Raw genomic sequence first — 13,159 nt, forward strand, 5'->3', positions numbered from 1 at the left:
TGCTAACTCGCTAGACGGTCAATACGACTCAATACATCTTTATGATAACTTTTCGCTTCATTACTAATATTATCAATTTTCGATTCCACTACGCGAAATTGGCTTTGACAGTCGTGTTTTTTCATATAGGTTTCAGCTACCTGGGTTTGGTAATTTAATAATTGTTTGTCAATTTCATGAAGGTGTTTTCCTTGCTGCTGGATGATTGTTTTGAAGTCATTATGAAGTACTTCCAGTTTATTACTCACTTCCAGTATGCGTGCTTCTGCACCTTGCTGTAATAGCTGTGATTGGCGGCTTAGACTCCAGCGTATAGTCGCCATGGTAATACCTAGAAAACTGAGTAATAAACCAATGAACTGGATTGTCGTTATTTGCATAGTTTTGAATTAATTAAACCGGTAATCGTTCGTGTCATCCTCATTTGTTTGAGCAGGTAGTATATCTGCATAATCCGCCTGATTTGCTACTAACTCATATTCTTCATCAAAATCCATTAAATTTGCAAAGCCTTCTATATCATTCAGCGCGTCCAATTGTTGTAGTAGCTTATTAATATCCTCCTCGTTTTTTTCTAAAATGGAATCAATATTATCGTAAGGTTCAGAGAGTGAATGATTGTTATTGTCCATAATCTTTATCCCTTCTTTTTCAATAGAGTTGTTGTTTTAAGTGCTCCCTCAAATGATAAGCGGCATCCCCTACATAATTGAGTATGTCCATATAGCGACCTTGCCAGCGTCTAAACCAGCTTTTACTGTCTAAGCCCAAAAATTGGTATTTATCTTTTTCGCTATAACTTTTCCAACCATAACCCGAACATGGGCTACAGTCGTCGCCTGATCGATTGAACCCTAGCCCATCACATTGCTCACACACTGACATAATCTTAAGCTCTTCACAGGCTAATAAAGCCAGTTGCTCTAAACTGACATCACCAAGTTTCCAGTAGTGGGTCTCAGCTAAATATTCTGCTTCAATAGTAATCAATTCGATTAATTTTTGCTTATCGGCCTGATCATCAAAGATCAAATAACGACCAAGGTAGTAGGATTCGGCGGGTAAATTACCCATACCTAGTGCTGCTGCAATGTCTTCCCAATGATAATTTAGCTGCCCCGCAGTATTATCGTTATACAGCTGATTACGAGTATGACCGATTGTGTTTAAAAGTGCAGGGATATCCCAAATCATTGTTAGCCTGTCCACACTGGTTTGAATTGGTATTGTTTTAAGGTAAACACCATCGCTTTACATAAAGCAGGAATTTCAATAGCCACATTATTTTGTGTTGCATCGGCGACTAATACGCCCATATATCCTTGCAAGGGCCCTTCAGTAATTTCAATGGGTGTGCCTTTACTTAACGTTTTCGTCTTTGCCTGCCATTGGTAGTTTGAGTGCATGAGTTGTTTAACGGCACTGATCTGGCTTTCAGGAATAACCGTGGGCTCATTTTTTAAGCTAACAAAATGAGAGAATCCAGGCGTTGTTTTTACTTGGTAAAATTCGTCATGATTGATGTACACAAAAATATAGGACGGAAAAACAGGCACTTTACTCTTTTTTTTGCGGTCACTCCAAAACCGGGTTTCTTCTGTAGCTGGGTAAAAAGCTTCAACGTTTCTGTCCGTTAACCCTACCGCCAGCTTCGCTTCACAGTTGGCTCGGGTGTAAACTGCATACCAATTGCGCTTATTATTATGATCCATTGAAACACCTATTTACAGGCAAAGCTCCGCCCTATCTGTCCCATGCTGATATTGTGATGAATAAAACTAGGAAGAAAAAACGTAACTACTGGTATCAAAACTAATATACGACTAATTATTAGGCTTTTTGCCTTGTTGTGTCTACAGCCTATTTGCTGCCTGCTTATACCCTTTGCATTGGGTATACAATCTTTACACTTCAGAAAAAACGGATTTATTGTTTCGAAAACCCTATCGAATGTCTACAGCATAAATGCTGTTAATATTTTTTCTGACTATCAATACAGTTGGCTTTCTTATGGATAGTAGGAGGTCACATGGAACGGAATATAATCTCTGAGTTAACTATAGACAATATTGGTGATGTATGTAGGCGACTAAGAAAGCAGCAGAACATGTCACAAGAAGAGGTAGCCATTGGAATTGGTGTTGCAATCTCTACCATTGAGCGAATAGAAAATAAAAAGGTTATTCCCCGATTGGATTCATTAGTAAATATTTTGAAAATTCTTAATTGTGAGATGTTGTTATCAAGTATAAATTTACTAAATGATAGTTGATTTATTTTTATTTTCTATATTTTGACCATAAAAATACACCATCTTGAATCTGAACAATAGAGAGGTGGTGTCATGTATTAATTTACTGAATTTTCCCATTCAGTAATAATTCTCCTTTTTTGAGAATATCTCGTTTCACCAAAAACAGCTCGACAGCAAGTGGTTTGTATAATTTTTTGGCTATTATTATTGAAGCACTTTCAATGCAAACCAATGCAAACAGGTCAACTATTAGTCATAATATTACATGTAATTTAGACTTGTTACTTCACCATCCGCTCACTATACCCAATACGAAGGTTTTTTACAAAACCTAAAAATGATTCTCGACGGGTATATGATGTTTGGTTTGATAATGGAAGTTATTGAAAAGTTAAAACTTTGTTCGGAGAGTGGGTACGTTTACCAAGTTATGGTGAGAACGACATTTATCCATATCATTACGATTGAATGGCTTTAGCTATCATTGGTCATCTACTCTGTTAAGTACAAACTCAAACTGGGCTGAATAGAAATTGGTTAATGAATGTGCTCATGATAGCCAACAACGCTAAACAGGTTTACTTAACGATACTGCTTTGCTGTGTATTATCTTTTAGTGCCTTAGGTGCTGAAAAAGTAGCCATTTTTGCTGTTCAGATCGATGGTTTGCATCAGGCCGACGGTAAGGGGCGATATGATAAGATTATTTCATTAATAAAGACTGAAATACCTTTTGAGATGAAAGTATACCCACCTAAAAGAGTTTTTAGCCTATTTGATAAATGCTTAATTTGCTGCGTGTCTCCGGTCAACCAAAATACCGATTTTTATCAATACACAGGAGACAACTATCTCCAAAGCAAACCCATGAGTATAGCTAAAATATATATTTTCACTAAGCCAAATACCAAAGTCATAAGCACCTTAAGTGAATTACAAACATTACGCGTTGGCGCCAGAAGCGGTATGCCCTATGGAAAAAAAATAGAAAATTCAGGTATTAATTTCACGTTTTTACCAACAATTAAAAATAATATTGTAATGGTTTTAAATAATAGACTGGATGCCTTTATCGCATATGTGCCAGATGCCTATAAAATATTTGACCAATTAGAATTAAGCGCTTTCCCTCACGATATTAATAACCCTATTTCTGTACATGAGGACAGCATAGTATGCAAAAAAAGCAATAGCACAGTCGAACTCATCAAAGACGCCAATGTAGTCATATCTAATATAAATTAGGCAGCTTGCTCTCCCCACTACCGCCCTTTCTAAACCAGACCAGCAAACTTTTTAGCGTTATGGGTAATTGTCACTCACCTTTAACATTTACCCGCTAGCAGGATTATTGGGGGCTACTGATAGTTGGAGGTTTGTTTACCATTAATTCATTACTGCACTAATTGTAAGTGATGCCAATGAAGATGGCGTATCCCTTGATGTGGGTTTCTATTACATGGCAAACGCAATGGGACGGCTTATCGGCACCGTACTATCGGGCTGGATTTACTAAACCGCCGGACTAACAGCTTGTTTACGGTTATCAGCATTGTTTATTAGTATTGCTGTCATTATAACGATTGCATTGCCTACCCATGCAACAGCTAGCAGTCCATGCGTAAAGCTGCATATTATTAGATAGTGCCTTGTTATTTTTTATCATTATTGATATTGAAAAATATTTATTGCGGGAATTGGCGGTTTTGTCGCCAGTTTGAATAACAAACACTTTGCATCCAGGCCATGCAATGCCAAACACACTTAACTATAAACACCTGTATTATTTTTGGGTGATTGCCCGTGAAGGATCCCTGGCTAGCGCTAGTAAGACGCTTAATCTAGCGCCCCAAACCTTGAGTGGTCAACTGGCGACCTTGGAAGAGTCACTAGGAGGGTTACTGTTTAACCGACAAGGCAGGCAACTAACGCTGACTTATTTGGGTAAAACAGTCTTACGTTATGCTGACCAAATGTTTCAGGTAGCAGAAGAGCTTAAACAAGTCTCTGCAATGGTTACCAGTCGGCGCTCAATTCAGCTTTCGGTAGGGATATGCACCTCTATTCATAAGCTGGTGGCTTATCAATTACTGGAGCCAGCCCTATCGCTTGACCAAGAAGTAGCCCTGACGTGTAAGAGTGGCTCACTGGACTATTTGATGCAACAACTTGAAAGCCATCATCTTGATGTCGTTCTTGGAGATCAATTACCACCAGCCAAATCAGACAGATTAATGCACTGGTATGAGCTAGGTCAGTCAACCATCAGTATCTTTGCTGCGTCAGCACTGGCTGAAAGGTTACGCGATAACTTCCCTTTAAGCCTGGATAAACAACCCATTTTAGCGGCAACCTTTAACTCCCCTTATTTTCAGCAGCTGATGCAATGGCTGGGGCAGCAAGGGGTTAAACCCATCATTCGTGCCGAGGTGGATGATAGTGCTTTAATTAAAGTATTTGGTGCCAACGGCTTGGGTGCTTTTGCTGCCCCAACGGTGATTACTGATGAAGTGTGTCGGCAATACCAAGTTGAACTGGTGGCTAATATTGATGCAATCCAAGAAAAATTGTTTGCCATTACCCGCAACCGATTTTCCAGCCACCCTGCAGTAGAAGCCATTTGCAAACAACACATCGAAAAAACCGAATAATAAAGACGGCTTAAACTGCTTTTCTCGATCCTAATACTGGACCAAACTCAACTTAAGCGTAACCAATAGGAGGATCGAGTAATGAAAACGATACATAAATATCCATTGCAAGAGGGTATTAACACCCTAACCTTGAAGCAAGGTTTTCGCATTGTCCGATCAGAATACCTGTTAATTGAAAAAGCCGTTTATCTATGGATTGAAGAGCCATTAGCGGTTGCAACGCCTGAATGCAGCTGCCAGTTTAAAGTTGTTAAAACGGGTGAACCGATACCTGAAAACTATGTATACCTTGACACCGCATTAGATACCTTAGGGCCAGAAGCGTACCATGTGTATCAGCTACCCGCCCAAGAAAAACAATATCAATTAAGTGAAGTGCTTCAACCACCTCGAAAAATCAATCAGGCCGCATTAGCCTTGTTACGGCAATATTAATTGCGCTTTGATTAGGTGAAAAAATAGACCGGTCATCAAGCAGTTTAACCAATACGAATAGTGTATTTTTTTAGGTATAAAAATCAATCGCGAAGAGTAGACGTCTGCTGTCTTGGTGACCTAACTGACAAACGACATAATTCAAATGTGGTAAATAATGATACTGTTTACTATTGCTATTATTGCAGGTTTATTATTATTGGTTTGGAGTGCTGACCGGTTTGTTTTTGGCGCAGCCGTTATCGCCCATCGCTTTAATGTTTCACCATTATTAATCGGCATTACTATTGTCTCAGTTGGTACGTCAGCGCCAGAAATTATTGTATCAACTATGGCTGGGTTGAGTGGTGCAGGATCACTGGCGGTTGGTAATGCCTTAGGTTCTAATATCGCCAATATTGGCCTAGTACTTGGTGTTACGGCACTAATCTCCCCCATTTTATTAGAAAAAGGGTTAATCAAGCGGGAATTACCTTTGTTATTAATAGTGACTTTAGTAACTGGGTATTTATTATATGATCATAAGCTCACGGTGATTGATAGCATTATTCTGCTACTGTTTTTGCTGATTACCCTCTATGTTGTCTGTTACAAAAATAGCCTGGACAGCTCACAAGCTGATAATGATGTCATTGATCAAGAGGAAGCCACAAAAACACCTTTAGGGAAAACTATTGGTTGGTTTTTGGTTGGACTCATTATTTTATTATTGAGCGCCAGACTACTCGTGTGGGGTGCAACCAATATTGCTACCAGTTTAGGGATTAGTGAATTAGTGATTGGTCTCACTATCGTTGCTATTGGCACCAGTTTACCAGAGTTAGCGGCATCTGTTGCCAGTGCAGTAAAAGGACACCATGGCATGGCAATAGGCAATGTGGTTGGTTCTAATTTATTTAATTTACTGGCTGTGATGCCTATTCCAGGACTCATTGCAACCACTTGGGTTGAACCTGGAGTCTTCAGCCGTGACTACTTCGTCTTATTACTCAGCACCATGATTTTGTTTGCCATTCTAGTTTTTTTTAAGCAAAAAAATAGTTTAGGACATTTTGCAGGAAGTTTTTTAGTGGTGGGTTACAGTAGTTATTTACTGTGGTTATACCAAACACATCAATCAGTATGAAAAAGCCAATTAAGAGGACTTAGCTATGAATATCAATAAAATATTAATACCACTAGCGCCTAGTCAAGTGCTAAATGAGCAGTTTCACCAAATATTACTCGTAGCTAACCAAAATAGTGCTTCTGTGACTTTATTTTCAGTTGTGGAAGATATAACTGCTACTCGAATGGCTAAGTATGTGCCATTAGAACTAGCCAAAGAGTTAATGGATGGCATTTTAGAAAAGCAAGAGCAACAACTATTAGCTTATGTTACTAACTTAGAAACTCATTATCCCAACATTAGCTTTGATGCCAAAGTTAAATCAGGCATTGCTTTTCTAGAAATTATCCTTTTCTCGGTTAAGTATCAGTATGACTTAATTGCCATTGATGCTAATCGTGGGCATAAACAGTATGCTGCTCTGTCAGGTAGCACAACCCGGCATTTAATGCGTAAATCGCCAGTACCGGTTTGGACCACTGCACGAAGTGCAGAGCCACAAGCAAAGCATATAGTGGCGGCGGTTGACTTAGCTGCCCCAACACCTGAGGGCACTGAGTTGAATAGCCTAGTTCTAAGCTTTGCTGCCTTTGTTGCGCGCTCGCTTGATGCAAAACTGCATATTTTTCATGCTTGGCAGTTGCCCGGTGAATCCTATTTTCGCAGTTGGGGGCGGTTTCAAGAAAACGACATCCACAAATATGCAGACGTTGAGTTTAAGGATAGGGAAACAGCAATGCAAAGGCTGATCAATCGACTTGCCGTTCAAGATTTATCACCAGAGATAGCATTAGTCGAAGGTGAACCTGAATCTCAACTGCCTGTTTACATAAAAGACAATGGAATTGACTTGTTAGTCATGGGTACTTTGTGTCGTACCGGTATAGCTGGTTTCATAATTGGCAATAGGGCAGAAAGTATTTTGGATACAGTCACTTGTCCAGTCATTACGTTGAAACCGGAAACATTTAACTCCCCAGTAATGCAGACAGCATAAAAGCCCTATTATTCGGAGATGATTGTGAAAACTGACACTAACGAAAAACTGATTGAGAAACTGTACTTTGTTATTCATTGGTCTGTTAGGTTGCTGGCTATTTTAATGGTGTTCGTCATTGTGATGGGTGTTATTGATGTGGGCTGGACTTTGTATCAGAAGTTAGTTACACCACCGCTTTATATACTGACTATATCAGATATGTTGGCGACATTTGGCGCATTTCTCGCCGTTCTGATTGCCATCGAAATATTTATTAATATTACTATTTATCTAAGAGAAGATGTTATTCATGTCAAAATCGTCATGGCAACCGCATTAATGGCAATCGCTCGAAAAGTGATTATTATGGATCATGAATCATCTGACCCTTATTATATGTTAGCGGTGGGTGTGGTTGTTTTGGCAATGAGTATAGGGTATTGGTTAATCCATACACTACCGAGAAAAAATCACCTGGAAGAGACGGCCTTACATGCGGGTACAGAAATCAAAACCCCAGCGGACTAGACCCAACTTTACGTATGCACCACTAGAGCGAATAATTGATGGGAAATAATATCTAAAATAAAATAATTTACTGAAAAAAAATTTTTCAACAGTTGAATTATCTAGGCTCGGAAGAGAGGCAGGTTTGCAAGCTTTATTTTTCCTAGAGATGTCTAAAGCTACCTATTTTGCAGGTTTTTCACTTGATGGAAGGTTTGCTTCTGATAGCATGTCAACTCATCTAATTCGACTAACATCAACCAGTATATACCCAATGCGTAGGATTTTTAGGTGAGGCCATCAAGTGACGAAGCCTCATGAGCCTATATTAATAGGTGATTGGGGTGAGGAATGATGATAACAAAACCTAAAAATGATTCGCGACGGGTATAATATTAATTATTTTATCAATCTTTGGCATTATTGATTGGACATCTTATACTGTTTAAAACCACAAAAAAGTAAAGTGGTTTGTGGCCATTGCTATTTTTAGTGGATTTGTTTTGGCATTCCTTAAGCAAATATAGCTGCTTTACTTTACCTGCTGATTGCTAGGTAGCACCCTAGAAGATATCTTCAATCTGGCAAATTTTCCCATGAACTATCAAGGTAAGTAAATACTTTTAGTGCTTTACTGTCTTCTTATTGTTTTCGTTTTAACACCTTATTTATCATGGTTGATTATGCAATAAAAAACCAACCGTTTTCCTGAGGTAGGTCAATCACAACTCCACGACAACTACTGTACTATGCTTTCATTGAGTAATAGTCCTGATGGTAGAAAGGTTACATTCAAAGGAATATAGATGTCTCCACGACAAAACTGGTGGAATTGTTCAGTAGCTGATGTTATTTCACACCTGGGCAGCAATGAAGAAGGTTTGTCGCAACAAGAAGCCCAACAACGCTTGCATAACTATGGGTTTAATCGACTGCCGGAAGCTAAACAACGTAGCTGGTTAAATCGTCTGCTGGCTCAATTCAACAATGCCCTTATTTATGTGTTAATCGTTTCAGCCAGTATCACTGCTCTGCTTCAACACTGGCTGGATACTACGGTGATTCTTGGCGTAGTGATTATTAACGCCGTGATTGGGCTCATCCAGGAAGGCAAAGCAGAAAAAGCATTAAATGCCATCCGTGCCCTGCTTTCTCCTCAGGCTTTAGTCCGTAGGAACAGTGAAACTCACATTATTGAAGCGGCTGAGTTAGTGCCTGGAGATATTGTGCAGCTGCAACCTGGTGACAAAATCCCAGCTGATCTACGCTTGCTTAAAGTGCGAGAGCTGCATATCGATGAAGCCATTCTTACGGGCGAGTCCCAGGCAGTGGTTAAGTCTGATCAACCAGATACTGTGGCAGCTCCACTAGCTGAACGGTTCTCAATGGCTTATTCGGGGACCCTGGTTACTTCGGGTACTGGGGTAGGCATTGTCACCAGCACTGGTGCAAATACCGAAATAGGCCGAATCAGTGGGTTAATTGGTGAGGTGAAGTCAATATCCACACCTCTACTTCGCCAAGTAGCCCGGTTTGCGGGCTGGCTTTCTGCAATCACCATTTTATTGGCAGCAGCTACTTTTTGTTTCGGTTGGTTAGGGCGTAATTACAGTGCCACTGACATGTTCATTGCGGCGGTTGGCCTGGCCGTCGCGGCAATTCCTGAAGGGCTGCCTGCAATCCTCACAATAACTCTGGCGATTGGGGTACAACGAATGGCCAATCGTCATGCCATTATTCGCCAGTTGCCCGCAGTGGAAACCCTGGGCTCCGTTACTGTTATCTGTTCAGATAAAACCGGTACTTTAACCCGCAATGAAATGACTGTGACCGATGTAGTGTTGCGGGAAGAAGCCTACCCAGTGTCTGGGGTCGGTTATGAGCCAAAGGGGAATATTGGTCAAAGTGGTGTTCAGGTTAATGGGGGGGCTTACCCTGACTTAGATTTAATGATGAGCGCCTGCCTGCTTTGTAATGATGCCACTTTGCAGCAGAACAACCAGCATTGGCAAATCAGTGGTGACCCTACCGAAGCAGCCTTAATTACCCTCGCTTATAAATATGGACTGATCAGTGATACGGAAAAAGCTGAAAAGCCTCGCTTGGATGAAATCCCCTTTGCATCGGAATATCGGTTTATGGCCACTCTTCACCATGATCATCACGGGCACTATTTTGCAATCGTCAAAGGGGCTCCAGAACAGATCATAGAGATGTGCAACCAACAACGCTTGAATGGTGAGGATCAACCCTTTGAGCCAGACTGGTGGTTAAATCAGGCCAATGAACTGGCCAGTAATGGTAAACGTGTATTAGCAATCGCCTATTTGAACTTTACGACCAAGCCCTCTGCGTTAGCCCTAGATGATATCAGCCAAGGACTGACTATGGTGGGGCTGGTAGGCATGGTCGACCCTCCTCGCCCAGAAGCTATTCGTGCTGTAGCTATGGCCCAGTCAGCGGGAATCCAGGTTAAAATGATCACTGGCGATCATACTGCCACTGCTGCTGCAATTGGCCGGCAAATGCAGATTGGGCTTGATACGGATCCAGTGACTGGCAGCGATTTAGAACAGTTATCTGACCAGGCATTACAGCAACTTGCTCATGAGCGGGACGTATTTGCCCGTACCAGTCCGGAGCATAAATTAAAACTGGTGCAAGCGTTGCAGGCCCAAGGCCATGTGGTAGCGATGACGGGTGATGGGGTCAATGATGCCCCTGCATTAAAGCGAGCTGAAGTGGGCATTGCCATGGGGTGTAAAGGCACTGAGGCAGCTAAGCAGGCGTCACGCGTGGTATTAGCAGATGATAATTTTGCCTCTATTGTCGATGCGGTCGAAGAAGGCCGGGTGGTATATGACAATTTGAAAAAAGCCATTATGTTTATACTACCTACCAGTGGCGGAGAAGCGTTAAGTATTTTGGCTGCTATCGCCTTGGGTGTAGTACTACCCATTACGCCAGTACAAATTCTATGGATTAATATGGTCACCGCCGTTACCCTAGCCATGACCTTAGGTTTTGAGCCAGCAGAATCTGATGTAATGAAACGCCCTCCAAGAAAACCTGATGCTCCTCTGCTATCAAAATTGCTGATTTGGAGAACCTGTTTTGTTTCAATATTAATGGTAGTAACCAGCTTTGGTATGTATCTGTGGTATAACCAAACCGGGCATGGTTTAAATGAATCCCGTACGATAGCAGTTAATGTACTGGTCTTTTGTGAAATTTTTTATTTGCTTAATACGCGTGTGATGCAGCGTCATGCCTTGTCATGGAGCAGTTTAACTAGCAATATTTATTTATGGTATGCCATCGGTATTCTATTCCTGCTGCAAATGGCATTTACTTACAGCAGTTATTTTCAATATTTATTTCAAACCAGTGGGCTGACATTAATCAGTTGGCTGCATATTATTAGTAGTACCTTACTGTTTTTTATCATTATTGAAATCGAAAAATATTTATTGCGCAGGTTTACCTTAACAATAGTGCCCTAATTTAATAACTAATATTGCTTGATTATGCTTCCCGCAAAGGGGAGGTCCCTCCTTTGCGGGATTTTTTGCAACTTTATTTGTATCGACTACGCTTCGATTGCTGTTTGTAACTTATCTAACACAGTGTTTTGGTCAAACTCTTCAATACTGACACTAGCGCCTTCTACTTTGTGCCACTGACCTTCATAAAGGAATTCGTAGTTACATACGCCTGATTGCCAGTCTTTTTCAAGTGATGCTCGTAAACGTAGGTTTTCTACTAGTTGTGGTTGTCCGTGAATGATTATTTCTGTTGGGCCCTGGCCTTCTGCTACCAACAAAATATGAGTCGATGACATAGTGGCCATGTATGACCAAGTGCCATGGACGTTAGAAAAAACGTTTAAAGGTGGGCTGATCGCTTGAAAAACATGTGCAACACCGCATATTGTTCCAGCTGGTGCATTTACCAATAAATTTAAGTTAAGTACTGGCGCGCCTAGCAAAGGTTTGCCATCTACTTTTGGTTGAACTAAATAATGGACAGGGAATAAACCAATTTCAGAATTAACTTGAGACATAATAAATCCTTTTTGTATATTTGGTATTAGAAATTATCAGTGTGTTATTCCATCAACTTCGCCTTGCAAGTTTTTTATTCGAAGAAGATACGCGAGTGAGTGTAGATTAAAATCCGATAAATACCATTGATTACAAAAATTTAATATTTTGACTTGTTCTCAGCTTCTTAAGCCATCCACGAGGTGAAATCAAATCCCCAGCGGACTAGACCAAATGCCACTAATAAGCCGCCTTCCAAACGGGAGATTCGCCAGCCAGTGCGCATAAAGAATACGGTCACTATCACCATGGCGGTAACTGCTAATAATGAGATGCGAGCCATTGGATCAGTTGTCACTGGCTGTAACATCCCCGCTAGCCCCAACACCCCAAGCAGATTGAACAGATCACTGCCAATGAGATTGCCGGCACTGAGTGAATAATGCCCTTTGAGAACACCTGTCAGGCTGGTAGCAATTTCCGGTGCAGAAGTACCAGCTGCAACAATGGTGACGGCAATTACCCACTGACTGACACCAAAATCAGTGGCAATTGAAACTGCTGCATCCACCATCAAATGAGAGCTGGCTAGAATCATCACCAACCCTCCCCCCAGCATCAGGCATTGCTTAAAGAGAGGGTGATTAGCAACTGATGATACAGCCTCTGGTACTAATGAGTCATCACGTTGATATAATAAATAAATGATGTAAAGAACCAGCCCGGTAAACATCAAAGCCCCTTCAAGGCGCCCCAGGTGTAGATCAACCCCCACAACTATAGAAAGAAACACCGTCGCAGCGAATAATACCATGCCATCCCGCCACACCAGTTTGTTACTGGTGGGAATGGCTTTAACCAGCGCACAACCACCCAAAATAAAACCCAAGTTAAAAATATTGGAACCAACAATATTGCCAACAGAAATATTGCCATGGCCTTTCAGCCCAGCAATCAGTGTCACAGCAAATTCCGGTGCAGAAGTGCCCATAGCAACCACAGTTAAACCAATCACCAACTCTGATAAACCCAGCAACTTGGCCAATTGTGAGGCAGAAACCACCACCCATTGCGCACCTTTGGCAATCAACAGCATGGTTACCAATACAATTAAAGCATTGAGCCAAACCGGCGCATTACTTAAAAAATTTCCACTCATAAAGTAATTCTATCTAACTT

The 13,159-nt window shown here is 41.0% G+C and carries 14 protein-coding genes; 8 read left to right on the forward strand and 6 right to left on the reverse strand.

Annotated features, from left to right (window positions below; translation table 11 throughout):
• Window positions 1–2: 2 nt before the first annotated feature.
• From OQE68_RS25925 to OQE68_RS25940, 4 genes are all read right to left on the reverse strand, one after another.
• Window positions 3–323 (reverse strand): hypothetical protein, encoded by a 321-nt coding sequence (locus OQE68_RS25925; RefSeq protein ID WP_180568997.1) that lies wholly within the window; start codon window positions 321–323, stop codon window positions 3–5.
• 66 nt (window positions 324–389) lie between these two features.
• Complete coding sequence (locus OQE68_RS25930; RefSeq protein WP_180568996.1) at window positions 390–632, reverse strand: hypothetical protein; 243 nt, start codon at window positions 630–632, stop codon at window positions 390–392.
• A gap of 19 nt (window positions 633–651) precedes the next feature.
• Window positions 652–1,194 carry a hypothetical protein gene (locus OQE68_RS25935; protein ID WP_180568995.1) on the reverse strand — a complete coding sequence of 181 codons (543 nt, stop codon included), beginning with the start codon at window positions 1,192–1,194 and terminating at the stop codon, window positions 652–654.
• A 2-nt stretch (window positions 1,195–1,196) separates the two neighbouring features.
• A complete protein-coding gene (locus OQE68_RS25940) occupies window positions 1,197–1,712 on the reverse strand; it encodes a UpxY family transcription antiterminator (RefSeq protein WP_180568994.1) in 516 nt (171 codons plus the stop codon).
• Between the two features lie 317 nt (window positions 1,713–2,029).
• Between OQE68_RS25940 and OQE68_RS25945 the strand changes: the two genes are divergently transcribed.
• From OQE68_RS25945 to OQE68_RS25985, 8 genes are all read left to right on the forward strand, one after another.
• A complete protein-coding gene (locus tag OQE68_RS25945) occupies window positions 2,030–2,272 on the forward strand; it encodes a helix-turn-helix domain-containing protein (RefSeq protein ID WP_180568993.1) in 243 nt (80 codons plus the stop codon).
• Window positions 2,273–2,794: 522 nt separating this feature from the next.
• Window positions 2,795–3,499 carry a type 2 periplasmic-binding domain-containing protein gene (locus tag OQE68_RS25950; RefSeq protein WP_180568992.1) on the forward strand — a complete coding sequence of 235 codons (705 nt, stop codon included), beginning with the start codon at window positions 2,795–2,797 and terminating at the stop codon, window positions 3,497–3,499.
• 506 nt (window positions 3,500–4,005) lie between these two features.
• Window positions 4,006–4,905: a transcriptional activator NhaR gene (gene nhaR / locus OQE68_RS25960; protein ID WP_180568991.1), complete on the forward strand. Its 900-nt coding sequence runs from the start codon at window positions 4,006–4,008 to the stop codon at window positions 4,903–4,905.
• 81 nt (window positions 4,906–4,986) lie between these two features.
• Window positions 4,987–5,343, forward strand: coding sequence for a DUF7352 domain-containing protein (locus tag OQE68_RS25965; protein ID WP_180568990.1), 357 nt, complete (start codon window positions 4,987–4,989; stop codon window positions 5,341–5,343).
• Between the two features lie 157 nt (window positions 5,344–5,500).
• Window positions 5,501–6,469, forward strand: a complete 969-nt coding sequence (locus OQE68_RS25970) for a calcium/sodium antiporter (RefSeq protein WP_180568989.1) — start codon at window positions 5,501–5,503, stop codon at window positions 6,467–6,469.
• A gap of 25 nt (window positions 6,470–6,494) precedes the next feature.
• Window positions 6,495–7,448, forward strand: a complete 954-nt coding sequence (locus OQE68_RS25975) for a universal stress protein (RefSeq protein WP_180568988.1) — start codon at window positions 6,495–6,497, stop codon at window positions 7,446–7,448.
• A 24-nt stretch (window positions 7,449–7,472) separates the two neighbouring features.
• A complete protein-coding gene (locus OQE68_RS25980; RefSeq protein ID WP_180568987.1) occupies window positions 7,473–7,958 on the forward strand; it encodes a phosphate-starvation-inducible PsiE family protein in 486 nt (161 codons plus the stop codon).
• Between the two features lie 785 nt (window positions 7,959–8,743).
• Complete coding sequence (locus OQE68_RS25985) at window positions 8,744–11,440, forward strand: cation-transporting P-type ATPase (RefSeq protein WP_180568986.1); 2,697 nt, start codon at window positions 8,744–8,746, stop codon at window positions 11,438–11,440.
• A gap of 86 nt (window positions 11,441–11,526) precedes the next feature.
• Here the strand turns inward: OQE68_RS25985 and OQE68_RS25990 are convergent, their stop codons facing one another.
• Complete coding sequence (locus OQE68_RS25990; RefSeq protein WP_180568985.1) at window positions 11,527–12,000, reverse strand: DUF1842 domain-containing protein; 474 nt, start codon at window positions 11,998–12,000, stop codon at window positions 11,527–11,529.
• 167 nt (window positions 12,001–12,167) lie between these two features.
• Complete coding sequence (locus OQE68_RS25995) at window positions 12,168–13,139, reverse strand: calcium/sodium antiporter (protein ID WP_180568984.1); 972 nt, start codon at window positions 13,137–13,139, stop codon at window positions 12,168–12,170.
• Between the last annotated feature and the right edge of the window lie 20 nt (window positions 13,140–13,159).

This window comes from Spartinivicinus marinus (assembly GCF_026309355.1).
In the GTDB taxonomy this organism is placed as follows: Bacteria; Pseudomonadota; Gammaproteobacteria; order Pseudomonadales; family Zooshikellaceae; genus Spartinivicinus; species Spartinivicinus marinus.

Excerpts from the sequence above, each read along its gene's own strand:
- OQE68_RS25945 (WP_180568993.1), top strand. The coding sequence starts at position 2,030 with ATGGAACGGAATATAATCTCTGAGTTAACTATAGACAATATTGGTGAT.
- OQE68_RS25965 (WP_180568990.1), top strand. The coding sequence starts at position 4,987 with ATGAAAACGATACATAAATATCCATTGCAAGAGGGTATTAACACCCTA.
- OQE68_RS25985 (WP_180568986.1), top strand. The coding sequence starts at position 8,744 with ATGTCTCCACGACAAAACTGGTGGAATTGTTCAGTAGCTGATGTTATT.
- OQE68_RS25975 (WP_180568988.1), top strand. The coding sequence starts at position 6,495 with ATGAATATCAATAAAATATTAATACCACTAGCGCCTAGTCAAGTGCTA.
- nhaR (WP_180568991.1), top strand. The coding sequence starts at position 4,006 with ATGCCAAACACACTTAACTATAAACACCTGTATTATTTTTGGGTGATT.
- OQE68_RS25990 (WP_180568985.1), bottom strand. The coding sequence starts at position 12,000 with ATGTCTCAAGTTAATTCTGAAATTGGTTTATTCCCTGTCCATTATTTA.
- OQE68_RS25940 (WP_180568994.1), bottom strand. The coding sequence starts at position 1,712 with ATGGATCATAATAATAAGCGCAATTGGTATGCAGTTTACACCCGAGCC.
- OQE68_RS25995 (WP_180568984.1), bottom strand. The coding sequence starts at position 13,139 with ATGAGTGGAAATTTTTTAAGTAATGCGCCGGTTTGGCTCAATGCTTTA.
- OQE68_RS25970 (WP_180568989.1), top strand. The coding sequence starts at position 5,501 with ATGATACTGTTTACTATTGCTATTATTGCAGGTTTATTATTATTGGTT.
- OQE68_RS25950 (WP_180568992.1), top strand. The coding sequence starts at position 2,795 with ATGAATGTGCTCATGATAGCCAACAACGCTAAACAGGTTTACTTAACG.
- OQE68_RS25935 (WP_180568995.1), bottom strand. The coding sequence starts at position 1,194 with ATGATTTGGGATATCCCTGCACTTTTAAACACAATCGGTCATACTCGT.
- OQE68_RS25925 (WP_180568997.1), bottom strand. The coding sequence starts at position 323 with ATGGCGACTATACGCTGGAGTCTAAGCCGCCAATCACAGCTATTACAG.
- OQE68_RS25930 (WP_180568996.1), bottom strand. The coding sequence starts at position 632 with ATGGACAATAACAATCATTCACTCTCTGAACCTTACGATAATATTGAT.